Origin of the sequence: Georgenia deserti (genome assembly GCF_042680605.1) — a bacterium.
Classification (GTDB): Bacteria; Actinomycetota; Actinomycetes; order Actinomycetales; family Actinomycetaceae; genus Allobogoriella; species Allobogoriella deserti.
This window is the reverse complement of sequence record NZ_JBHUEE010000001.1, coordinates 398945-422250: the sequence shown is the minus strand read 5'-3', so window position 1 is coordinate 422250 and position 23306 is coordinate 398945. Positions and strand designations below refer to the sequence as shown.

The window sequence follows — 23306 nt, the reverse complement described above, 5'->3', positions numbered from 1 at the left end:
TCCTCAGTTCACGAAGCCGAGCAGGATTGCCGTCGGGGGCAGCATGAAGCCGATCAGCAGCGCCGCCGCAGCCACGTACGCGACGACGTTGATGCCGCGCTGCCGGGTGCGGTCAGAGGTGCCAAGGGTCTGCAGCGCGCTCCATACGCCGTGCCGCACGTGCATGGTCAACGCCACGATGGCGAGCAGGTAGACCGCGTACACCCACCAGTTCTCCGCGGAGAAGGCGGCGACGAGCCGCTCGTAGGGGCTGTCGAAGCTGCCGCCGACCTCGAAGCTGACGGTCGTGAACTGCAGGATGTGGAACACGACGAACAGCAGCAGGATGACCCCACCCCACCGCATGGTCCGCGAAGAGTACGTCTGCGCGGTGCGCTTGGTGGCCACGTACCGCTGCGGCCTGGCGGCGTTGTTCCGGCGCCACAACGCGAACGCGGCGCCCGCGTGGACGAGGACCGCCAGGGTCAGCACCACCCGCTGGATCCACAGGAAGCCCGTGTGCGGCAGGTACGGGTAGAGCAGATCACGCAGGCTCTCGGCGTAGCCGTCGAAGGCCTCCTGGCCCTGGAACGCCTTGAGGTTGCCGTACATGTGGACCAGGACGAAGAGGACGAAGAGGATCCCGGAGATCGCCATCGCCCACTTCAGGGCCACCGTGGTGTACCGCGCCCGTCGTGGAACCGTGGGCACGGGCGGCGCTGGGGTCGTGACCATGCCTTCGATCCTAGCGACGGCGCAGGGCGGCTCGGTCCACCTCGGGGGGCGGGCCGCACGCACGCCCCGCGGCACCTGCGGGTCCTCCGGCCCCTCTTCAGGCACAACGATGCGGAACGCGTCCGGGTTCCCGCAGCGTCGTCGGACCGGTCGGCGTGTCCCAAATCACCGCTGCGGCCGGGAAGACGGGCCGGACCGGCTCCGGTTGGACGCGGACGTGACCGAGATCGAGACCCGCACCACCGTGCCCGCACTCGATCAGGACGCCCGTGCCGTCCTGTTCAGCGAGGCGCACACGACGAACACGTTCACCTCCGAGCCGGTCGATCCGGACCTCGTGCGGCGCGTCTACGAGGATGTGCGCTGGGCACCGACGTCGATGAACATCCAGCCGCTGCGCATGACAGTGCTGGCCGACCGCGAGATCCGCGAGGAGGTCGTCACTCACGTGTGGGAGGCGAACCGCGCGAAGACCTCCGCGGCGCCGCTGTCCCTCGTCGTCGCGTACGACCCGGACTGGCACGAACACCTGCCGCACCTGGCCCCGCACCGCACCGGTGCCCGCGAGACGTTCGCCGACCACCCGGACCGACGTGAGGCGATGGCCCGGCAGAACACCTGGCTCCAGCTCGGCTATCTGATCCTGGGCCTGCGGGCGCACGGCCTGCACGTGGGCCCGATGGTCGGGCTCGACGCAGCCGGCGTGGACTCGGTGGTCCACCGGGAGAACGGCTGGAGGACGCTCTGCGTCGTCAATGTCGGTCACGCCCCGGACCCCGAGGACCCGGCGGCCCAGCGCCCTCGCGCCGGCCGCCTGGAGTTCGATCAGGCCTGCCAGGTCCTCTGAGCGGAGTCCCCGGTGGCCGCGGGTCGCTCCGGGTCGGCCGACCACTGCGACCACGAGCCCGGATAGAGCGCGGCACGCACCCCGATCGAGGCCAGCGCCGCCACCTCGTGCGCGGCCGTGACTCCCGAGCCGCAGTAGACGGCGACCGGTGCATCGCCGGTGGCGCCCAACCGGGTGAACCGGTCGCGCAGCTCACCGGCAGTGCGGAACCTGGCCTCGGCGTCGAGGTTGTCCGCCGTCGGGGCGCTGAGGGCCCCGGGGATGTGCCCGGCGCGTGGATCCACCGGTTCGTCCTCCCCGCGATACCGCTCCCCCGCCCGGGCGTCGAGGACGACGCCGGAGCCCGGCATTGCCGCGACGGTGTCGGTGTCCACGGTCGGCATGGCCGGCTCGGCGCCGGCCGCGACGGGCAGGACGACGTCGCCGGGTTCCGGGGTGACCGCACCGGTCTCGAGCGGCAGGTCGGCTGCCCGCCACGCGGGCAGCCCACCGTCGAGGATCCGCACCCGGCTCAGCCCGGCCCACCGCAGCAGCCACCAGGCCCGCGCGGCCGAGGTCCCGCCGACGTCGTCGTAGGTCACGACCGGCCGGCCGTGACGCAGACCCCACCGACGGGCGGCGGACTGCAGCGCGGCAGGCGCAGGCAAGGGGTGGCGCCCGGCAGCCGGGCTGGGCGGCGCAGCGAGCTCGGACTCCAGGTAGACGTAGACGGCGCCGGGCAGGTGCCCGGAGACGAAGTCCGCGCGCCCGTCTGGCCGGTCCAGGGCCCAGCGCACGTCCAGCAATGCGGGCGGGTCGGCGCCGTCCAGGTCGCGGGCCAGCGCCCCGGCGCTGACCAGCACCTGCTCGCGCGCCGCACCGGCCGGGTCGCTGCCGGGTCGGGTCATCTGGTCGCCTCCGCACCGACCGGTCCGGGCCCGCGGCGCAGCCGGGCCCGCATGACCACCGCGTCCTCCCGCTCGGCCTGGTAGTAGTTCCGGCGCCGGCCGATCGGGGTGAAGCCCGCGCGGGCGTAGAGCCGCTGCGCTCCGGCGTCACTCGCCCGCACCTCGAGCAGAGCGGTGCCGGCGCCCTCCCGTCGGGCCACCTCCAGCAGGGCGTCGACCAGCAGCCGTCCGATGCCGCGGCGTCGGTGGCCGGCATCCACCCCGACCGTCATGATCTCGGCCTCGTCGGCGACGGCGATGCCCGCCCAGCCCACGAGACGGTCACCGACGACGGCCGCGACGTAGTGCCGTCCCGGAGCCGTGGTCAGCTCCTCGACGTACGCGGTGCGGCTCCAGGCGCCCGGACCGAACAGCTCGACCTCGAGGTCCATGACCCGGTCCAGGTCGTCCAGACCCAGAGGTCGCAGGCGCACGTCCTCGTGCGCGCCACCGCCTGCCGCGGATTCGGTCATGGGTTCAGGAGACCCGCTTCGCGGCACCCGGCACCTGCACATCCGGCCGCCGCAGGTAGTGCGGCTCGAGGCCGAGCTCGACCTCCGCGCCGCGTTCGGCGCGTGCGAGACGCACCGCGACGAGGCGCGCGAGCACCGCCGGGTCGACGGCCACCGGCAGATCCGGCGCGGGCGGGAGCAGATCGGGATACAGAGCGGCACCAGAGCCGGTGACCGCCGTGCCGGCTTCCAGGAGCTCGCCGACCACGGCGGGCGCGGCCACGTCGGGGCCGGCGAGTCGCTCGACGTCGTCCGGACCGGCGGCGCGGTAGCGCGCGGCGTACACCTCACGGCGACGGGCATCGGTCGCCACGAGGACCTCGCTGCCGTCGGCGAGCACGTCGAGCGCCTGGCGCGCCAGGACATCCAACGAACTGACACCGTGGACGCCGATGCCACGTCCGCGGGCGAAGACGCGGGCCGTGACGAGCCCGACCCGCAGCCCGGTGAACGGGGCCGGCCCGGTCCCCACCGCGACGAGGTCGACACCGTCGTGCGTCGCCAGCATCTCGGCGATGAGCGGGGTGAGGACCTCGGCGTGCCGGCGCGGATCGAGTCCGGTCCTCCGCCCGAGCACGGTCAATGGTCCGAGGCGGTCCTCACCGGGCAGCGTGCCGTACGGGCCGGACGCCGTGGTCTCCACGAGTGCGGCGGCAGAGCCGCCCGAGGTGTCGATACCGAGGATGCGCACCCCACCAGGGTAGTTCGCCGCCCGGACGTCTCCGGCGACGGGTCAGCGTGCGCCGTCGCGGCGCAGCCACACAATGACCCCGGCCCAGGCGAGCAGCAGTGCGGCGATCCCTCCGGCCCAGGCGGCAGGCATCCAGGTGCTCGCCGTTGTCTCCGGGCTGGTCGGCGCCTCGTCGGCGAGGTAGCGCTCGGTGACGAAGGGCTGGTACGCCTCGAGGGTGAGGGTCCCGGCGAGTGAGTCCCGGGCGTTCGCGTCCAGGGGGCGGACGCGATCCTCCTCGACCGTGAACCAGCCGTCGAGGACGGCGTCGTGCACGACTGGGGCGTCCGGCGCGAGCGCCGGCATCGCGGCGGCGAGCTCGGGGGACGGTTCGACGGCGACGAGCTGGATCTCGCCGTCGTCCGCGAGCCGGGCCCGGAGCACGCCGGCCCCGGCGTCGTCGACGGTGATCGGCGCGACCCACTCCTCGAGGGCCACCACCGCCCGGTTCGTCGAGACGCCGTCGACGTAGGCGTCCGACCAGGTCGAGACGGTGCGGACCAGGCCCATGCCGGCGTGGTCCATCTCGTCGGTGCCGAGGCCGATCTGGTCGCCCGCCTGGCTGGCCAGGATCTCCCACCCGTCCGCACGGAACCACGAGGTGACCTCGGTCGGCACCCCCTCGGCCGCCTCGGGTGTCGCCTCGACCCCGGGGCTGTCCGGTTCCGGTGTCGGTGCGGCCTGCGCCGTGGCGGGCGCCCCCAGGACGAGGATCGCGCCCGCCATCAGCAGGCGGCCCGGTGCGCTCACGTCCGCAGGAGCCCGGCGAGGTCGGTCCCGGCCCATCGCTGACCGAGCCCGCGCACGGTCAGCTCACGGGGGGCGGGTGCGGCGAGGTCGTCGATGTCCTCGGGGTGGCCGTCCGTCCCGGCCCCGGTCCCGTGCGGCCGGCGAATGTCGATCTCGAGACGTTCCTGGGCCAGTGCCTCCATCCGGCCGGTTCCCCACTCCACCACGGTGACCGAGTCCTCGAGGCTGGTGTCGAGATCGAGGGCGTCGACCTCGTCCAGGGAGGTGAGGCGGTAGGCGTCCACGTGGACGAGGTCCGGGCCGTCACCGAGGGCGGGGTGGACGCGCGCGATGATGAACGTCGGTGAGGCGACCTGTCCGCGGACGTTCATCCCGGCGCCGATGCCCTGGACCAGGGTGGTCTTTCCGGCGCCGAGCTCGCCCGAGAGCAGGACGAGGTCGCCGGCGCGCAGCGCCGTGGCCAGGCGCCGGCCCACCTCGCGGGTGCGGTCGGCGTCGGCGACGGTCAGGGTGGCGGCGACCTGGTTCACGGCTGCTCCTCGCTGTCGACGTAGACCCGCGGCACGCGGGCACCGAGACGGCTGACGATCTCGTAGTTGATGGATCCGGTCACGGCCGCCCAGTCGTCCGCGAGCGGCTCGCCGTCGCGGCCGTCGGAGAAGATGACGGCCACATCGCCCTCGTGCACACCGGTGTCCCGGGCGCCGAGGTCGACGACGAACTGGTCCATGCAGATCCGGCCCGTGACCTGCAGGCGGCGCCCGGCGATGCTCACCGGGCCGGCGTTGGACGCGATGCGCGGCATGCCGTCCGCGTACCCGAGCGGGACCACGGCGAGCGTGGTGTCGGCCCCGGTGCGTGCGGTGTGTCCGTAGGAGACGCCGGTGCCGGCAGGGGCGCGCTTGACGACGGTGAGCCGAGCCTCCAGCCGCATGGCCGGCCGGAGATCGAGCTCGACGGAACTGGCGACCTGCGCGTTCGGGCTCAGCCCGTACACCGCGATCCCGGGTCGGACGAGGTCGAAGTGGGCGGCGGGGTGGAACAGGGTGCCGGCGGACTGGGCGATGTGCCGGACCTGGGGCCGGATGCCGGCGTGGGCCGCCTGCTCGAGTGCCGCCCCGAAGACCTCGAGCTGCTCGCCGGTGACGGAGCTGTCCGGCTCGTCGGCGCAGGCGAGGTGCGACCAGATGCCGACCACGTCCACAGCGCCTGCGGCCTCGGCACGGGCTGCGGCGTCGAGGAGTTCGCCGAAGTCCTCCGGGCGTGCGCCGCCGCGGCTCATGCCGGTGTCGATCTTGAGGTGGACTCGGGCCGTGCGGCCGGTGCTGCGGGCGGCGGCGGCGAGTTCCTCGACCGCCCAGGGCGCCGACGCGGACAGCTCGAGGTCGGCGAGCAGCGCCTGCTCGAGCGGGGCGCCGGGCGCGAAGAGCCAGGTGAGGATCCGGGGGTGGCGGCCGGCGGCGTCGAGGCCGGCGCGCAGGTCGAGGGCTTCGGCGAGTTGGGCGACGCCCAGCGAGCCGGCGCCGGCGTCGAGGGCCGCCGTCGCCACCGGGAGGAGACCGTGGCCGTAGGCGTCCGACTTCACGACCGCCATGACCTCGGCGGTCGGCGCGGTGCGCGCGAGGGTCCGCACGTTGTGGCGGATGGCCGCGAGGTCGACGACGGCGCGCGCCGGGTGCACGTCGGCGGCCGCGAGACGGGTGGCACTCATCGGGGCCAAGTCTGCCCCGCTTCAGCGCGGGATGGTGCGCAGGGCCGCGGGCAGCGCGTCGGCGACGTCGGTGGCGGTGATCGGCACACCCGCACCGGCCGTGGGGGCAGGCTCGGCGGGCAGACCGGCGGCGAGACGGGCGGCGCGGCCGTGCAGGAACGCGGCGGTGGCCGCGAGGGTGGCGGGCAGGCCTGCGAGGACGTCACCGCCGTCGGCGATGACGTCTCCGTAGGAGGCGAGCAGCGCGCCGAGCACGCCGGCGAGGACGTCGCCGGATCCGGCGGTCGCCAGCCACGGCGTGGCGTCGTGCTGGGCGTAGAGCGGGCCGTGCGGCGCGGCGACGACGGTCGTGGCCCCTTTGAGGAGGACGGTCCCGCCGGTGATCTCGGCCGCGAGGCGGGCGTGGCGGGCCGGGGCGGCGCTGACCTCCTCCCGGGTGACCGCCTCCCCGCGTGCGGTCAGGAGCTGGGCGAGCTCACCGGCGTGCGGGGTGAGGACCGCCGGCCCGGTGAGCTCCGTCTCCTCGTGAAGCAGAGCGAGCGCGCCGGCGTCGAGCGCGGCGGGGACGCCGGTACGAGCAGCCTCGCCGAGGTGTTCGGCGAGTTCCTCCATGCGCGCGGCGTCGTCGGGTGCGGTGCCGGGTCCGAGGACCCAGGCCTGGACCCGTCCGGGGACGGTCACGACCTCGGGGTGCCGGGTTCGCACGAGGCCCGTCGGCACCTCGGGACCGAGGTAGCGAATCATGCCGAGGCCGGTGCGCAGTGCGCCCGTCGCGGTGAGTGCGGCCGCGCCGGGGTAGGCGTGCGACCCCGCCGCGATGCCCAGGACGCCGCGCGTGTACTTGTGGTCCTCCGGCCCGGGTACCGGCAGCAGGTCGGCGACGTCGGTGGCCGTCAGCGTGCACGCCGCCGGAGCCAGGGCGTCCAGTCCCAGACCGAGGTCGACCACCTCGACGCGGCCGGCCAGTCCGGCGGCGGGCGGCAGCAGGAGGCCAGGTTTCGCGGTGCCCATCGTGACGGTGACGTCGGCGGGCAGCACCGGGCCGGGGATCGTACCGTCGTCGACTCCGATCCCGGAGGGGACGTCGACGGCGAGGACGAGCGGCTCGACCGGCCAGGCGGCCCGTTCCTCGGCGAGGGCGGCGACGGCGCCGGCGAGCGGCTCGCGCAGTCCGCCCCGGGCACCGATGCCGAGCAGGCCGTCGACCCAGACGTCGGCCCGGCCCGCGAGATCGAGGACGGCGCCGGCCACGTCCTCGGCCTGCAGCACGTGGTGCAGGCGCACGCCGGCGCCCCGGGCGGCCGAGAGCCCGGCGGGATGCGGACGATCGGTGAGCAGTGCCGCGCGAACCTGACAACCGCGGCGCGCGAGGTGCGCCCCGGCGTGGAGGGCGTCGCCGCCGTTGTTGCCGCCTCCGACCAGCAGCAGGACGGACGACCCGGAGACGCGGTTGCCGCGGGCGCGCAGTTCGCGGGCGACCTCGGTGGTGAGCGCGCAGGCGGCGCGCGCCATGAGCGGCTCCCCGGCGGCGAGCAGTGGCTCCTCGGCCTCACGCACGGTGGCGGCGGTGTGGGCACGGATCATGCCCCCATCGTGCCGCCGACCCGCCCGCCCCGCGCCCTCCCGCGCCGACTCGTCATTCTCGCGCCGAGTGGTCAACGCTGTGCCGAGTGGTCAATTGTGTGCAGCGCACCACCGGCGGCCGAACCGGGGCCGGCCGCCGAACAAGGCCCGCCGGAGCGAAGGAGGCTCGTCGAGGAGCCATGTTCGCTCCGAGGGGCCTTGCTCGGAGGGGCTCGAACTGGGGCGACGCCACGCGCTCCTCGATCACGTGGACGTTGTCCCGCTCGACCACGCGATCATGCAGGAGGCCGAGACGATCGTGCCGCATGTGAAGCCCCTCGACGCCAACCATCTGGCCTCAGCGTTGCGGTCCGACATCGACGGGCTCGTCATCGTCACCCACGACGCGGAGATGGGACGTGCGGCTCGCCAGCTGCGCTTTCGACACGGCCGACCCGGTGACATGGTCGACCTCCTGACCGTCGCGCTGGACGGTTCGCAGACGGACCGGTCGCCGAGCAAGGCCCTTGCGCGCCGTCGCGGCCCCTCTGGCGCGATCGGTTCCGGTCAGCCCGGCGTCCGCGCCTCAGCGTCCGGGTCGCGCTCGGCGACGACCATGGCCGAGGCGATGCCGGCGTCGTGCGAGATCGACAGGTGCCACCGGGCGATGCCGAGTTCACTCGCACGTGCGGCGACCGTCCCCCGCAGCTCGACCACGGGGGCGCCCCCGGCCACCCGGTGCACGGTGCAGTCGTGCCAGCGCATTCCCGCCGGGGCACCGAGCGCCTTGGCGATCGCCTCCTTGGCGGCGAACCGCGCGGCGAGGGAGGCGTCGGGAAGATTCCGCTCCTCCTCGGTGAACAGCTTCTCCCGTAGGCGCGGGGCGCGGTCCAGCTCGGCCATGAAACGTTCGACGTCGCAGACATCGATCCCCACCGAGACGATCACGGCGCCCCCTCCGTCACCGAGCGCCCCGTCGCGGGCCTACCCGACAGCGGCCGGCGGCACATCGCCGTCGTCCTCACTCGACCGTGACCGACTTGGCCAGATTCCGCGGCTGATCGACATCGAGGCCCTTCGCGCCCGCGAGCGCGCAGGCGAAGATCTGCAGCGGCACCACGGTGACCAGCGGCATCATCAGGGTCGGGGTCTGCGGCACCCGGAAGACCACGTCGGCGTACTCCGTCACCGCCTCGTCGCCCTCCTCGGCGATGACGAACGTGCGGGCACCGCGGGCGCGGATCTCCTGGATGTTGGAGACCACCTTGTTGTGCAGGGTGGGGCGCCGCGGGGTCGGGACGACGACGAACACCGGCTGGCCGGGCTCGATCAGCGCGATCGGGCCGTGTTTGAGCTCGCCGGCGGCGAACCCCTCGGCGTGGATGTAGGCGAGCTCCTTGAGCTTCAGCGCGCCTTCGAGCGCGACCGGGTAGCCGACGTGCCGGCCGAGGAACAGCACCGAGGAGGTGTCCTTCATCGCCTCGGCCACCGCCTTGATCTCACCCTCGCGGTCGAGGATGTCCTGGATCTTGGCGGGCAATTTGCCGAGCTCGTCCAGATAGCCGGCGACCTCGTCGACGTACTTGTAACCGCGCAGTTGCGACAGATAGAGCCCGACCAGGTAGCAGGCGGTGATCTGGGCGAGGAAAGCCTTGGTGGAGGCGACGGCGACCTCGGGTCCGGCGTGGGTGTAGAGCACGGCGTCGGACTCGCGGGCGATGGTCGAGCCGTGGGTGTTGACGATGGCGAGCACCTTCGCGCCCTGTTCGCGGGCGTGGCGGATCGCCATGATGGTGTCCATCGTCTCCCCGGACTGGGAGATCGCCACGACCAGGGTCCGCACGTTGACCACGGGGTCGCGATACCGGAACTCATGGGCGAGCTCGACCTCGACCGGGATGCGACACCAGTGCTCGACCGCGTACTTGGCCACGTGGCCGGCGTAGGCGGCTGTGCCGCAGGCGACCACGATGATCTTGTCCACCGTGCGCAGCACGGACTCGTCCACGCGCAGCTCGTCGAGGACGAGGTCGCCGTCGTCGTCGTGCCGTCCGAGCAGGGTGTCCGCGACCGCCTTGGGCTGGTCGTGGATCTCCTTGTCCATGAAGGTATCGAACCCGTCCTTCACGGCGGCGTCGGCGTCCCAGTCGACGGTGAAGCGCCGTCCCTCGACCTCGCGGCCGTCAGCGTCGATGACCCGCACGGACCCGGCGGTGATGGTCACCACCTGGTCCTGGTCGATCTCCATGGCCTCCCGCGTGCCGGAGATGAAGGCGGCGACGTCGGAGCCGAGAAAGTTCTCGCCGTCACCCAACCCGACCACGAGCGGGGAGTTGCGGCGGGCGCCGACGACCGTGCCGGGCTGATCGGCGTGCACGGCCAGCAGCGTGAAGGCCCCCTCCAACCGGCGGGCGACGGCGAGCATCGCGTCGGTGAGATCGTGAACCTCGTCGTAGGTGCGTGCGAGGAGGTGGGCGACGACCTCGGTGTCGGTCTCCGACGTGAACTCGGTGCCGAGGTCAACCAGCTCGCGCTTGAGCTGGGCGAAGTTCTCGATGATCCCGTTGTGGATGACGGCGAGCTTGCCGTCGGCGGACAGGTGCGGATGCGCGTTGACGTCCGTGGGGGCCCCGTGTGTGGCCCAGCGGGTGTGCCCGACGGCGGCCGTCGCCGCCGGCAACGGGGTCTCCTCGAGGGACGCACGCAGGTTGGCGAGCTTGCCGGACCGCTTCACCGAGGACAGGCCCTCCGGCCCGACGACGGCGATCCCGGCGGAGTCGTAGCCGCGGTACTCGAGGCGGGCAAGCCCGTCGAGCGTGACGTCGAGGGGGCGTGTGCTGGGCGAGCCGGGGCCCGCGTAGCCGACGATTCCGCACATGGTCGCCAGCATACGTTTCGGCCCGGAGGCGACCCGGCAGCTGTGTCCGACCCCACCGCCGGATCGCGGCCGACCCAGCGTCGGCGGGCGTGGCGGTTGGCGGAGCGGTCGCGGGGCTGGTTGGGCCTGGCAGCGCGCTAAGGGCGCCCGGACCTCGCGCGGCGCCCGCCGTCGCTCCGCCCCGGTACGCCGACCACGGGCGAGGCACGACAGCGACGGAGGATGCGAGAGACTGGGCGCCGTGTCCTTGCCGCGCGAGACAGAGCACCATCCTGCCCCGACGCCGTTCGTCGAGTTCGACCGTGCCTCCTGGTCCCGGCTCGCCGCGTCGACGCCGCTGCCGCTGACCGACACCGACGTCGCGAACCTCCGCGGCCTGGGCGACCCGGTGGATCTCGCCGAGGTGGACGCCGTCTACCGGCCGCTGTCCGGGCTGCTCCAGCTCTACGCCGCCGCGAACGGTGCGCTGCACCGGGCGACGTCGACCTTCCTGGACGAACGGCCGGCGCGGACGCCGTACGTGATCGGGATCGCCGGGTCCGTCGCCGTCGGCAAGTCCTCGACGGCGCGGCTGATGCGGGAGCTGATGCGGCGTTGGCCGCAGACGCCGCGCGTGGATCTGGTGACCACGGACGGGTTCCTCTACCCGAACGCCGAGCTGCGCCGGCGGGGGCTGCTGGAGCGCAAGGGGTTCCCGGAATCCTACGACCGCCGCGCGCTGCTCCGGTTCCTCGCCGAGGTCAAGGGTGGGGCCGAGGAGGTCGCCGCCCCGCTGTACGACCACATCGTCTACGACATCGTCGAGGGCCGGCGGCAGGTGGTGCGCCGGCCGGACGTGCTCATCCTCGAGGGGCTGAACGTACTGGCGCCGGCACGGGCCACCGCCGATGGGACGTCATCGCTCGCGGTGAGCGACTTCTTCGACTTCTCGATCTACGTCGACGCCCGCAGCCGCGACATCAAGCAGTGGTACATCGACCGGTTCCTCACCCTGCGCCGCACGGCGTTCGCCGACCCGGACTCGTACTTCCGCCGCTACGCCGACCTGGACGACGAGGAGGCCCGCGCCAAGGCGGAGTCGATCTGGGAGTCGATCAACGCTCCGAACCTGCGGCAGAACATCCTGCCCACCCGGGGCCGTGCACGGCTGGTGCTGACCAAGGCGTCCGACCACCGCATGCACCGGATGCGCCTGCGCAAGCTCTGAGAACGGGCGGCTCAGGGCTCACCCGCCGTGACCGGTGACCGGGACGAGGCCTGGCCCGGGCCGTGGGCCGGCCGGCCCGCGTCGTCCGGTTCCGGGTCGCCGCCGTGGCCCGCTCCGGCTCCTGACGCCGTGGCCCCGGTGCCGCCGGGAGGGCCGGACCCGTCCCCGCCGTCCGCGCCGTCTCCCGACGGGCCGGCCGGTCCGTCGTCGGGCGAATCGGCGACGTGCATCCGCTCCTCCGGCGGCGGTACGTCCGGGAAGAAGCGCCGGTGGACGAGGCCGAGGAGCTTGTCCACGCCGAGGCCGACGGTCACGCCGCCCACGACGCCGACGACGACGGCGATGACCGGGTGCTCGTGCAGCACGTGCCCGGCTCCCAGCCCCATCAGGGTCGAGTAGCCGGCCCACACCACGGCGGCGAGGGCGTCGATGGCGGCGAAGCGGGACCGCGGATAGCCGACCGCGCCGGCGGTCATGTTGACGGCGACCCGCCCGACCGGGATGAACCGGCCGGAGAGGATGAAGACGCTGCCGCGCCGGGCGAGCATGCGCTTGGCGTACTCGAGCGCGGCCCGGCCGCGCCTCCCGCGGAAGAGGCGCATCGTTTCCACCGGGATCTTGGTCCCGATGGAGTAGGCGATGAGGTCACCGAGGAACGCGCCGACGGCCGCCGCGGGGACCAGGAGCCACAGGCTCGGTCCGTTGCCGGCGACCGAGAGTACGGCCGCCGCGATGACGACCGACTCGCTGGGGACGGGCGGGAAAAAGCCGTCGATCGCGCTCAGCAGGAACACTGCGACGAGCAGCCAGGGCGAGGCGCCCAGGGTGAGGACGGCATCCTCCACCGCCGCCATGAAGTCCATGGATGCCCTCTCCCTACGTCTGGCCCCGGCCGGGTGCTGTCACCGTACGACACGGGTCCGCGCACGGACATCGGTCATCCCCCGGATCTGCCCCCTGAGAACGCGAGAGCGCGCCCCGGGGTTCCGGCGACATCAGAGCGCCAGACGCTCCTTGACCACATCGGCCAGACCACCGGCCACATCCTCGGCCTGATCCTGGGTCGCCGCCTCGACCATGACCCGGACGAGCGGCTCGGTCCCGGATGGGCGCAGCAGCACCCGCCCGGTCTCGCCGAGGCGCTCCTCGGCCTGTCGGACCGCGTCCGCGACGCCGTCGTCCTCGCCGGCGCGCGCCTTGTCCACGTCCGGCACGTTGACCAGGACCTGCGGAAGCCGGGGGACGACCGCGGCGAGATCGGCCAGGGATCGACCGGTGGCCACCACCCGGGAGGCGAGCAGCAGCGAGGTGAGGATCCCGTCCCCGGTCGTGGAGTGGCGCGTGGTGATGATGTGTCCGGACTGCTCCCCGCCCAACCCGTAGCCGCCGGCGCGCATGGCCTCGAGGACGTAGCGGTCTCCGACAGCGGTCTGGACGGTGGCGATACCGGCGTCCTTCATCGCCAGGAGCAGGCCGAGGTTGGACATCACCGTGACGACAAGGGTGTCGTCCGGGAGGGTGCCCTCCTCCTTCATGGCGGTGGCGAGCAGCCCCATGATCTGGTCGCCGTCGATGAGCGTGCCGGTGTGGTCGACGGCGATGCATCGGTCGGCGTCGCCGTCGTAGGCCACGCCGAACGCAGCCTCGGACGCGACGGTGACGGCCTGCAGCTGCTCCGGGTGGGTCGAGCCGCACTTCTCGTTGATGTTGCGGCCGTCCGGCGAGGCGTTGATGACTACGACGTCGGCGCCGGCCTCACGCAGCGCCAGTGGGGCGACGTCCGAGGCGGCCCCGTTCGCGCAGTCGAGCGCGATCCGCAGGCCGCGGAACGGCTGTCCGGCGGCGGCCACGAGATGGTCGATGTAGGTGCGCCCGGCGAAGCTCGAGCCGGGTGCGATCTGGCCGACGTCGGCGCCGACCGGCCGATCCCAGGCGGCGCCCAGGCCAGCGGCGATCTCGTCCTCGACGGCGTCCTCGAGCTTGTACCCACCCCGGGCGAAGAACTTGATGCCGTTGTCCGGCATGGGGTTGTGGGAAGCGGAGATGACGACGCCCAGGTCGACGTCGGTGCTGGCGGTCAGATGAGCGATGCCCGGGGTGGGCAGCACGCCGACGTCGGTGACGTCGACGCCGGCGCCGGCCATGCCGGCCGCGATGGCGGCGGAGAGGAACTCACCGGAGATGCGGGTGTCCCGGCCGACGACGGCGCGCGGCCGGCGCTCCCCGGCAGCCTGGTGCGCGGTGAGCACCCGGGCGGCGGACGAACCGAGGTCGAGTGCGAGCTCGGCGGTGATGTCCCGGTTGGCGAGCCCGCGTACCCCGTCGGTGCCGAACAGTCGTCCCATCGTTCCCTCGTGTTCTCCCGGTGGTCGTGCGCGGACCATCGTGCCACTTCCGGCTGCGGGCGACGGGGCGCGCGACCGCACCCACCTCTTGACCTCATCTTTAGTTGAGGTTCGAGACTGGTCCGGCACACCCACCCCGGCCGCGCCGGGACGTCACCCACAACGGAGAATCACCATGCGCAAGCCCTTCCTCATCACCGGGGCCACGGGGAACACCGGACGCCACCTCGTCGAGGAGTTGCTCACCGCCGGCGCGCCGGTTCGGGCACTCGTTCGCGATCCCGGGCGAGCACGACTACCCGAGGGCGTCGAGACCGTCACCGGCGACCTCACCGACCCGCAGGCCGTGGCGGAGGCGGCCCGCGGCACAGCCGGCGCCTACCTGCTGTGGCCGTCTTTCGACGCCGACGGCGCCGGGCCGGTGGTCGACGCGCTCACCCGTGAGGCGCCGCGAGTCGTCTACCTCTCGGCGACAGGGGCGAGCGATCCCGGCAGCGGGTGGGGGCAGGTCGAGGAGGCGGTACGAGGTTCCGGCCGCGAGTACACGTTCCTCCGGGTGACCGGGCTGTCGAGCAACACCCTGCAGTGGGCGGACCAGCTCGCCGGCGGTGTCGTTCGCGCCCCGTTCGGCCAGGCTTCCCGGAGCCTCGTCCACGAGCGCGACGTCGCAGCCGTGGCCGCCCGTGCGCTGCTCGAGGATGACCACGTGGGCCGGAGCTACACCGTCAGCGGGCCGGAATCGATCCGTCAGGCCGACCAGGTCCGGATCATCGGTGAGGAGATCGGGGTGCCGGTGCGGTGGGAGGAACAGCCCGAGGACGAGGCGCGGGAGGCGATCACCGCCGCCATGGGCCCCGAGTACGCCGAGCTCGGGATGGCCTACTGGGCGGGCCTGGTCGAGGAGCCGGAGCCGGTGTCGGCGACGGTCGAGACCGTAACCGGTCGCCCCGCACTGACGTTTCGCCAGTGGGCCCGCGAGCACACGCAGGACTTCGCCGCGGCGTGACCGAGCCCGGCGTCCGGGGTCGTCAGATCGGACCGATGAGCTCGATCTGAGCCAGGCCGGTCGGACGCGCGTCCGGCGCGTCGCTCACGACGAGCCGGTAGTAGACGAACTTCCCCGGATGCGTGACTCGGAATGCGCGGGTCTGACGCCGCCAAGGAAACCGCTCGCCGCTCCGGCGGTCGATCGTGACCCAGGTCGCACCGTCGGTCGACGCCTGGAGTTCCCAGTCCGACGGATCAGCGACCGTCCGGCCCGAGGTCAGGGTGTACAACTGCACCTCCCGCGGAATCTCGTCCGTGAACTCCCAGGTCACGGCGGGGTTCTGACCGAGTTCCCGTTCCGTCTCGGAGGTGTCGTCGAACAGGGCGTCGAGTCTCCCACCGCCGGAGCTCGTGGCCACCCCGGCGGCCATGCCGGTCAGGTCGCGCATCGGCGTCGCGGGCTCGGCCCCCCGGGTGAGCGATGCCGGCTCTGCCGACGGTGCGGTGGCCCACCGTGACGGTTCCGGGCCGAGGTCGATCTCGATCGTCGCGCCCTGGGCGAGGACCGAATGAGGCACCGACGCCCGCCCGTACGGCTCGCCGTTGATCCGCACGGCTTGGACGTACACGTTCTCCGGATTGTTCCGCGGTGCCTTGATCTCGATGGTACGGCCGTTCTCCAGATTCACCGTGGCGGACCGGAACAGCGGCGATCCGATGACGAACTCCGGAGCGCCTACCACGAGCGGGTACAGACCCAGCGCGTTCAGCACGAACCAGGCCGACATCGAGCCGGTGTCCTCGTCGCCGGGATACCCCTGGCCGATGTCGCCACCGGCGAACAGCCGAGCCAGTGCCTCACGGATACGTTCCTGTGCCCGATCCGGCCTACCCGCAAAGTGGTACATGTGCGCGATGTGGAAGGCGGGCTGGTTGCTCAGGCCCCACTGTCCAATTTGTACGTACGCGGCCTCGCGTTGCTCGTGGATGATGGCCCCGTACGATCCGCTGTCCTGCAACCTTTCCGGCGTCGCAAAGAACTCGTCGAGCTTCGCACGGAGCGCCTCCCGGCCGCCGAACAGGTTGGCCAGGCCGCGCCCATCGTGGGGCACCGAGAACGCCATGCCCCACCCGTTGGTCTCGGTGTAGTCGTATCCCCAGGTCTTCGGGTCGTACTCCTCCGGTGACAGGCGAGGGCGCCCGTCCACGGTCCGCCCCTGGAAGAAGCCCGTAGCCGGGTCGAAGAGGAAGACGTAGCCCAACGCCCGGTTCCGGAAGTAGTGGTACTCGTCCAGGTACCGCTGCTCGCCCGTCCTGGCATGCAGCGCCTTCGCGAGGTTCGCGATACCGAAGTCGTTGAGGTAGTTCTCCAGGGCCTCCGCCGCTCTTTCGTCCGAGGACCCCCCGTCGCGCACGTCACCGTCGGCAATCGGGGCGTAGCCGAGGAAGATCGACCGGGCCAGTCCGGGGCGGCCCAGCCGCTGGTCGTCGGAGACAACCGTGGCGTTCTTCACCGCCGACTCGTAGGCGCCCTCCACGTCCATCTCGCTCACGTCTCGCAGATACGCGTCGGCAAGTGCCACGTCGGAGTTCGTCCCGACCATCCCCAGACCCAACCAACCGAACTCCCGGTAGGCGGCGACGATGCCATCCAGCAACCGGCCGGTCTTCGTCGGATAGAGCAGGGCAAGCGCGGGCCACGTGGTTCGATAGGAGTCCCAGAAGTTGGTGGAGTGGATGAGCTGTCCGGCTCGCACCGACTCGGTCACCCGGGCCCGGGCGACCGATCCGCTGTGCGGCGTCCAGGCATACCGGTAGTCCGGCTCCGCCTCGGTGCCTACGTTCTCGAACCGCGAGTTCTGGTAGAGGCTCATCCGGTATAGGCACGAGTACAGCGTCGTCAGCTGTTCCCGGTGCGCGCCCTGAACGTCACTGATGACGCCGAGAGTGGCGTCCCACGCATCCCGGGCCCGATTCCGGACGGTCTCGAAGGTCTCGTCCGCACCGATTTCGATGTCGAGGTTGTGCCTGGCCTGCTCCGCGCTGATACGGGAGGTGGCCACCCTCATCTCGACGGTCGGGCCCGCAGAGACGTCGAAGCGGAAGTACCCCATCCCACCGCGTTCGCCCTGGAGCGGCCCGCCACGGACGACAGGGCGGTCGAAGATGGCGTGGACGAACATCCGGTGCGGCCCGTCACCAGTCTGCGCGGTAAGCGAGCCGGTCTGCGGGTTCAACCGGAGCCACTCGGTCTGCCCATCGATGTTGTCGAAGACGAGGTTCGCGTCCTCTCCCCGGAAGGTGAACCGGAAGACGGCGGCGTGGTCCGTGGGTGCCACCTCGGCCCGGAGGCCGCCGATGAAGGTGACCGCGTAGTGATACGGCCGGGCGAATTCATCCGCACGTCGGAAGGACAGTGCACGCGCTTTTCGGTCGGGGTTCGGGACCGCCGGGTCGGTGGTGGGCATGACCTGGAACGTGCCGTGGTCGACGCCCCAGGGATAGTCCAGGTGACTCAGCGCGAGCGCCTGCAAGCAGGGCAGGTTGTCCGCGTCGTTGTGCTGCTGGAACTGGTAGGGCCATTTGCGCGAGCCGGCGTCGGTCACCGGCGTCCAGAAGTTGAAACCGTGCGGAACCGCCACCGCGGGAATCGTTCCACCGCGTGAGAAGAGCCCGTTGGAATTCGTCCCTCGCCTGGTGTCGACCCAGTCCGAAGGGTGGCTACGCTCGTCGGCCGGCGGATGCGCTGTGAGTGCCAGGTCGTCGATCCAGCCGGCGAACGCTCGTGCGTCCCCGGACCGCTCGTAGGCGAGCAGAATCCGGGTGATGGTCTTGCCCGCTGCGACGCAGCCGACGTTTACACGTACGGAGTTCCACTGGTTGGCCATCAGCACCCTGGCCGCACCCTGCCCCGCGCCCGTCAGGGCGTACCCGTGCTGATCCGTGGCGCCGAGGTGGTGCAGACGCGTACCGTCCGAGAACTCGAGGTCGACGGCGACGAACGCCCCCGGAGCGGGCAACTCCCGCCCGTCGCTGGGATCGGCGGGAATGACCTTGTAGGACAACTCAGTCGTCTCGGTGACGTCGAGCTCGACGGAGAACAGTTCACCGACCGCCCTCCCGTGGCCGGACGAGACCTGCCGACCGGAGTATCCCAGCGCGCGGACGCCGGTGAACCCGACGTGCCGTCTGGCGGTGTACGCGATATCCGGTCCTGAACCGACCTGCATGCCCATCCCTGGCTGCCCGTCCGCGGGACCGCACACCACATTCTCGGCCTCGACCACACGGGCGGACGGCTGGGGCTCTCCCTGCTCCCAAGACGAGGCGAATTCGGTTCGGCCGACGGTTCCGGCGTCGATCGCAGGGACAGTCGCCATGACGAGCTCCTCCATCGGACAGGCGGCGGGCCGGTTCAGTCAGAAGTTCTGGTCTTTAAATCTATTCCATGCAATCATATGTCGCGTTACGGCTCGCAAGGGAGCGATATGACTGTGACGACGGACGTGCGCACACACAGGCACGGCGCGGAACCCTCCTCGCGCACAACCGGACACCGGAAGCGACGCCCATGGACGGCCCGAGACAAACGGCAGCTGAAGCTCGGCCTACTGTTCGTCTCGCCGTGGCTCGTCGGAGTCACGGTCTTCGTGCTGTATCCGCTGGTCTACTCGATCGTCATCTCGTTGATGCGGTACTCGGGGATGCACACGCCCGAGTACGTGGGCCTGGGCAACTACGTCGCGATCTTTCTCGACCCGCTTGCGCGGATCTCGGTGTCGAACACCCTGTTCTACGCCGGGCTTGCCGTGCCGTTGGGCCTTGTGGTCGCCCTGATCCTTGCGCTGGCCATGAACCAGAACGTCCGCGAGGTGGCCTTCTACCGCACCGCCCTGTACGTCCCCTCGCTCGTCCCGGCCTTCGCGATGGCCTTCATCTTCATCGTCTTCGTGAACCCGCAGTTCGGACTGTTCAATCGATTCCTCGCAGTGTTCGGCGGCCAGAACGTCGACCTCCTCGCCGACCCGACAACGGCGAAACTGGTCATCGTGCTCATCGCGCAGCTGGGCGCGGGGAACGCGGCGTTGATCTACCTCGCTGGCCTGCGCAACATCCCGACGACGTTGTATGAATCGGCCCGTGTCGACGGCGCCTCACGGTGGCGGCAGTTCTGGTCGATTACGGTCCCCCTGCTCTCCCCGGTCATCCTGTTCAATCTCATCACCGGCATCTCCGGGGCTCTGCAGATCTTCACCGAGGCCTTCATCATGACCGACGGCGGCCCGGACAACGGAACGCTGTTCTACATGCTTTACCTCTATCGAAACGCGTTCAGCTACGCCCAGCTGGGATTCGCCTCGGCCATGGCGGTGCTGTTGTTTCTGGCCGGGATGCTGCTCGCCAGCCTCGTCTTCTACCTGTCCCGCAGGTTCGTCCATTACGACGCCGCAGCCGGATGAGGGAGCCCCCGATATGTCATTGACGTCCACCATCACCGGCAACCGCAACGTCAAAGGGAGCGAGAGCGCACCCCGCCGCGAACGCGGGCGAAACCCCGATGGCAGCTACCAGAGCGCCACCTCCAGGGTGCTCTCCCGCGTGGTCCTCATCGCGCTCTGCCTGCTCTTCCTCACACCGCTGTACTGGATGGTCGTCTCAGCGTTGAAGAGCGACGTCGAACTGGCACAGTTCCCGCCGACCTTCTGGCCGAGCGAGCTGCGCTGGTCGAACGTCGTCGACGCGGTTACCGCGATGCCGTTTCTCACCTTCTTCCGGAACACCGCGGCCATCACGGTCAGCTCGGTCGCGCTCGCCGTCCTGTCGAACTTCATTGTGGCCTACGGCTTCTCCTGCATTCAGTGGCGCGGCCGCGACAAGCTGTTCTACGTGGTCATCGCGACCCTTTTTCTGCCCTTCCCCGTGACTTTGATCCCCATGTTCGACATGTGGGCCAAGCTCGGGCTGGTCAACACCTGGGCGCCGCTCATTCTGCCCAACATGTTCGCGGCAGCATTCTTCACCTTCCTGCTCCGCCAGTTCCTCATGCAGGTCCCACAGGACATGCTCAACGCTGCACGCGTGGACGGGGCCAGCGAGTGGCGGATCGCATGGACGGTGGTCTTCCCACAGGCGCGGCCGGCGCTGGCCGCCGTCGCGATCTTCGCCGGTGTGGGCGCCTGGAACGATTTCATGGGCCCGCTGATCTACCTGCAGGACGTCGATCGTCAGACGCTGTCGATCGGTCTGCAGGTGTTCCGCCAGGTTCATGCCCAGGACATCCAGTTCAACCTCCTGATGGCGGCTTCCTTTCTCGTCCTGCTGCCACTCCTGGTGCTCTTCTTCGTCTTCCAGCGGTACTTCATCCGCGGCATCACGATCGGAGGGTTCAAGTGATCGACCGGCGAACATTCCTGACGGCCGCGGGAACGATCACCGTGGGCATGCTCGCGGCCGGCTGCACGCGGACCAGTGCGCCGGGCGAGGTACGCCTGTGGGGCTTCGGAGGCGCCGAGGCCGACGTCCAGCAGGAGGTCATCGACGCGTTTCTCGACTCTTACCCGGACGTGACCGTCCGGCAGCGGATGACCCCGGCGTCAGAACCCGGGGACGCCACCTATGCCATCACCGCGGTCCGTGGCGGTACGGCTCCGGACCTGTGGGCGATGGACCGCTTCACCACTGCCCAGTACGCCGCCCTCGGCCTGGTCGAACCGCTGGACGACCTCATCGCCGAGGAGTCGCCCGGCTTCGAGGACGACTGGGCCGCGTTCGCGATGGATGAGTTGCGCTACGACGGTCACGTCTTCGGACTGCCCTTCGACACCGACACCCGAGGGCTCTTCTACAACAAGGCCACCTTCCGGCAGGCCGGCCTGGATCCGGACGAGCTCGATCCCGCGAATGGGCCGATCACCGTCGCCAGGGTGCTCGAGCTGAACGAGGTCCTCGCCGAGGTGGACGGACGGGGCAACTACACCCGTTTCGGCCTCATCCCGTGGGACGCGCAGGGCAGCGCACTCACGTGGATGGTCGGACGTGGCGTCGAGTTCTACAACAGGGCGACCGGTAAGATTCAACTCACATCGCCGGACGTGATCGACGTACTCGAGCAGCTCCAGGCATGGGCGCAGGAGTGGAGCTTCCCTCGCATCGAGGCGTTCAAGGCGACGTACCAGCCACCGAACAGTCCCCCTGCGCAGACCTCGTTCTTCGGAGGTCAGCAAGCGATGGTCGTCGACGCGTCGATCCTGATCCAGAACATCCGCAACTACGCTCCCGATCTCGACTTCGGTGTGACGTATCTGCCGGTGTGGGAACCGGGCGATGACGTCTACACCTGGTCGGGCGGGTTCTCGCTCGTCGCTCCAACCGGTTCGACGCTCTCCCCTGCTGTGTGGGAACTGATGAAGTACTTCTGCGGGGGCGCTGGCCAGAGCATCGCGATGAACCCGCTGGCGAAGATCCCTACTCACCTGGCGACGCTGGCGGCGTATGAGCCGCCGGGCAAGGAAGAGGCATTCATGGCCAGCCTCCTCGACTACTCGATCTCGCGTCCGCCGCTACCCGTCGGGCAGCTCTTCAGCGACGCCCTCGGCGACGCCCAGGAGAGCGTGCTCATCGGCTCGGCCACGCCCCGCGAGGCAGCGGAGGCGGCACAGGCACGTGTCCAACCCCAACTCGCCCTGTTCGAGGACTTCGAATTGCCCGAAGGCTACGGCGAACCAGGCCTTTAACCACTGGAGTGAGCATCGGCTCCGGCCGGTGCGCCAGCACGGTGGAAGCCCGGAACGTCGCGTGGGCGATACTGAAATCGGTGCTACCGCACCGTGACGCTCAGGAGAAGGGACGCGCGTGACCGAGGCGCTGTACGCGAAGGTGTACGAGGCACTGCGCGCCCGCATCACCGACGGCGTGTGGTCGGAGGGCGACCGGCTGCCGTCTCAGGAGTCGCTGGGGGCCGAGTTCGCCGTCAGCCCGATAACCGTCAACCGTGCTCTCGACCTGCTTCGCGACGACGGCTACGTCACGCGGCGGCCGCGAATCGGCACCGTCGTTGCAAGTCGAGCCTCGACCCAACGTGAGCGGGCGGCCTCGCTCCCGCTTATCGCCTACGTACTCCCCGGCTTCGACGACGCGTTCGGCACATGGCTGCTGAACGGGCTCCTGCACTCCGCGACGAAGCGTGCCCGCGTCGTCGTCACGAACTCGCGTGGCGACACCCGTCTCGAGGAAGACCTGATCGAGGAGCAGATTGAGCACGGCATCGACGGCCTGATCCTTCAGCCCTCCTCGTCCAGGTTCATACCCCCTGCGGTCGCCACCCTGATCGGTCGACGCTTCCCCATCGTGATCGTGGACCGGACGCTGCCCGGCACGCCCGTCAGCACCGTGACCTCCGACAATGTCAACGGCGGACGGTTGGCTGCCGAACATCTCTTCGAGCTCGGCCACACCCAGCTCGCACTCGTCACCTCTGCCAATCCGGTCTCGACGCTTGATGCCCGCCGGCGGGGGGTCGTCGACGCACATGCCGCACGCCACGTCCGGCTGGCCCCGGAGCATGTGCTCACCGAGGTGGGCCCCATCGTCCCCGGTTCGCCGGTGGCGTCGGGCGGGGACATCGAGCGGATTGCGACTTTCCTGAATGACCACCCCGAGGTGACCGGCTGCGTGACCAGCGAATACGGCATCGCACTCGTGGTGCTGCATGCGGCGAAGCGCGCGGGCCGCTCGATACCGGAAGACCTCTCGGTCGTTTCTTTCGACGCACCGGCAGGCTTCGATGAGGCCGCGGTACCTCTCACGCACATCGAACAAGACCAGCACACCATCGGCGGCCGTGCGTTCACGCTTTTGCAGCAACAGCTGCAGGAGCCGAGTTCGGTCGCGCAGGAGACCGTGCCGGTGCGGCTCGTCAAAGGAGCCTCGAGCGGGCCGGCACCGTCCTGACGGGCGGGAACCGGCTCCTCGACACCGCGTACGGCCGTGCTCGGCCCCGTGCGTTGTCCGGGCCCCAGGACGACACCCACCCTCTGGAACGCGCGGCCCTGCACCGAGAATCGATGCAGGGCCGCGATCGCACGCTCCGGCTCCTCGGACTCTCCTCAGGCCCTCGGGGCCTTCGGCGCGTCCTTC

General features: G+C 70.9%; 20 protein-coding genes. 7 read left to right on the top strand and 13 right to left on the bottom strand.

The window, feature by feature from the left end:
• Nucleotides 1-3: 3 nt before the first annotated feature.
• On the bottom strand, nucleotides 4-714 hold the full coding sequence (locus ACFSE6_RS02050) for a succinate dehydrogenase cytochrome b subunit (protein WP_388002032.1): 711 nt from the start codon (nucleotides 712-714) through the stop codon (nucleotides 4-6).
• 217 nt (nucleotides 715-931) lie between these two features.
• On the opposite strand from ACFSE6_RS02050, the gene ACFSE6_RS02045 reads away from it, so the two are divergent.
• On the top strand, nucleotides 932-1561 hold the full coding sequence (locus tag ACFSE6_RS02045) for a malonic semialdehyde reductase (RefSeq protein ID WP_388002031.1): 630 nt from the start codon (nucleotides 932-934) through the stop codon (nucleotides 1559-1561).
• Here the strand turns inward: ACFSE6_RS02045 and ACFSE6_RS02040 are convergent.
• From ACFSE6_RS02040 to glmS, 9 genes are all read right to left on the bottom strand, one after another.
• Entirely contained in the window at nucleotides 1540-2448 is a 909-nt protein-coding gene (locus tag ACFSE6_RS02040; protein ID WP_388002030.1) for a sulfurtransferase, read from the bottom strand. The genes ACFSE6_RS02045 and ACFSE6_RS02040 overlap by 22 nt on opposite strands.
• Nucleotides 2445-2960 carry a ribosomal protein S18-alanine N-acetyltransferase gene (rimI, locus tag ACFSE6_RS02035; protein ID WP_388002029.1) on the bottom strand — a complete coding sequence of 172 codons (516 nt, stop codon included), beginning with the start codon at nucleotides 2958-2960 and terminating at the stop codon, nucleotides 2445-2447. The genes ACFSE6_RS02040 and rimI overlap by 4 nt, the downstream gene beginning before the upstream one ends.
• A gap of 4 nt (nucleotides 2961-2964) precedes the next feature.
• Nucleotides 2965-3690, bottom strand: a complete 726-nt coding sequence (gene tsaB / locus ACFSE6_RS02030; protein WP_388002028.1) for a tRNA (adenosine(37)-N6)-threonylcarbamoyltransferase complex dimerization subunit type 1 TsaB — start codon at nucleotides 3688-3690, stop codon at nucleotides 2965-2967.
• Nucleotides 3691-3732: 42 nt separating this feature from the next.
• The gene (locus tag ACFSE6_RS02025) at nucleotides 3733-4479 is read right to left on the bottom strand and encodes a hypothetical protein (RefSeq protein ID WP_388002027.1); all 747 of its coding nucleotides are present in this window, start codon (nucleotides 4477-4479) and stop codon (nucleotides 3733-3735) included.
• Nucleotides 4476-5009 carry a tRNA (adenosine(37)-N6)-threonylcarbamoyltransferase complex ATPase subunit type 1 TsaE gene (gene tsaE / locus ACFSE6_RS02020; RefSeq protein ID WP_388002026.1) on the bottom strand — a complete coding sequence of 178 codons (534 nt, stop codon included), beginning with the start codon at nucleotides 5007-5009 and terminating at the stop codon, nucleotides 4476-4478. Before tsaE ends, ACFSE6_RS02025 begins: the two co-directional genes overlap by 4 nt.
• Nucleotides 5006-6190 (bottom strand): alanine racemase, encoded by a 1185-nt coding sequence (gene alr, locus ACFSE6_RS02015; RefSeq protein ID WP_388002025.1) that lies wholly within the window; start codon nucleotides 6188-6190, stop codon nucleotides 5006-5008. Before alr ends, tsaE begins: the two co-directional genes overlap by 4 nt.
• 21 nt (nucleotides 6191-6211) lie before the next feature.
• Nucleotides 6212-7774, bottom strand: coding sequence for an NAD(P)H-hydrate epimerase (locus ACFSE6_RS02010; protein WP_388002024.1), 1563 nt, complete (start codon nucleotides 7772-7774; stop codon nucleotides 6212-6214).
• 546 nt (nucleotides 7775-8320) lie between these two features.
• Complete coding sequence (locus tag ACFSE6_RS02005) at nucleotides 8321-8701, bottom strand: holo-ACP synthase (protein ID WP_388002023.1); 381 nt, start codon at nucleotides 8699-8701, stop codon at nucleotides 8321-8323.
• 73 nt (nucleotides 8702-8774) lie between these two features.
• Entirely contained in the window at nucleotides 8775-10631 is a 1857-nt protein-coding gene (glmS, locus tag ACFSE6_RS02000) for a glutamine--fructose-6-phosphate transaminase (isomerizing) (protein WP_388002022.1), read from the bottom strand.
• Nucleotides 10632-10872: 241 nt separating this feature from the next.
• On the opposite strand from glmS, the gene coaA reads away from it, so the two are divergent.
• Nucleotides 10873-11838 carry a type I pantothenate kinase gene (gene coaA / locus ACFSE6_RS01995; RefSeq protein ID WP_388002021.1) on the top strand — a complete coding sequence of 322 codons (966 nt, stop codon included), beginning with the start codon at nucleotides 10873-10875 and terminating at the stop codon, nucleotides 11836-11838.
• Nucleotides 11839-11849: 11 nt separating this feature from the next.
• Here the strand turns inward: coaA and ACFSE6_RS01990 are convergent, their stop codons facing one another.
• Complete coding sequence (locus ACFSE6_RS01990; RefSeq protein WP_388002020.1) at nucleotides 11850-12701, bottom strand: DedA family protein; 852 nt, start codon at nucleotides 12699-12701, stop codon at nucleotides 11850-11852.
• A 132-nt stretch (nucleotides 12702-12833) separates the two neighbouring features.
• On the bottom strand, nucleotides 12834-14183 hold the full coding sequence (glmM, locus tag ACFSE6_RS01985) for a phosphoglucosamine mutase (protein ID WP_388002019.1): 1350 nt from the start codon (nucleotides 14181-14183) through the stop codon (nucleotides 12834-12836).
• A gap of 175 nt (nucleotides 14184-14358) precedes the next feature.
• Between glmM and ACFSE6_RS01980 the strand changes: the two genes are divergently transcribed.
• Entirely contained in the window at nucleotides 14359-15189 is an 831-nt protein-coding gene (locus tag ACFSE6_RS01980) for an SDR family oxidoreductase (RefSeq protein ID WP_388002018.1), read from the top strand.
• A gap of 22 nt (nucleotides 15190-15211) precedes the next feature.
• Here ACFSE6_RS01980 and ACFSE6_RS01975 read toward each other — a convergent pair whose 3' ends face one another.
• Nucleotides 15212-18550, bottom strand: coding sequence for a GH92 family glycosyl hydrolase (locus ACFSE6_RS01975; RefSeq protein ID WP_388002017.1), 3339 nt, complete (start codon nucleotides 18548-18550; stop codon nucleotides 15212-15214).
• Between the two features lie 108 nt (nucleotides 18551-18658).
• Here ACFSE6_RS01975 and ACFSE6_RS01970 point away from each other — a divergent pair, with 108 nt between their 5' ends.
• The 4 genes from ACFSE6_RS01970 (at nucleotide 18659) to ACFSE6_RS01955 (ending at nucleotide 23120) form a co-directional block, all read left to right on the top strand.
• Nucleotides 18659-19630 carry a carbohydrate ABC transporter permease gene (locus tag ACFSE6_RS01970; RefSeq protein ID WP_388002016.1) on the top strand — a complete coding sequence of 324 codons (972 nt, stop codon included), beginning with the start codon at nucleotides 18659-18661 and terminating at the stop codon, nucleotides 19628-19630.
• Between the two features lie 13 nt (nucleotides 19631-19643).
• Complete coding sequence (locus ACFSE6_RS01965) at nucleotides 19644-20564, top strand: carbohydrate ABC transporter permease (protein ID WP_388002015.1); 921 nt, start codon at nucleotides 19644-19646, stop codon at nucleotides 20562-20564.
• A complete protein-coding gene (locus tag ACFSE6_RS01960) occupies nucleotides 20561-21904 on the top strand; it encodes an ABC transporter substrate-binding protein (protein ID WP_388002014.1) in 1344 nt (447 codons plus the stop codon). The genes ACFSE6_RS01965 and ACFSE6_RS01960 overlap by 4 nt, the downstream gene beginning before the upstream one ends.
• A gap of 118 nt (nucleotides 21905-22022) precedes the next feature.
• A complete protein-coding gene (locus tag ACFSE6_RS01955; RefSeq protein ID WP_388002013.1) occupies nucleotides 22023-23120 on the top strand; it encodes a GntR family transcriptional regulator in 1098 nt (365 codons plus the stop codon).
• Nucleotides 23121-23306 lie beyond the last annotated feature (186 nt).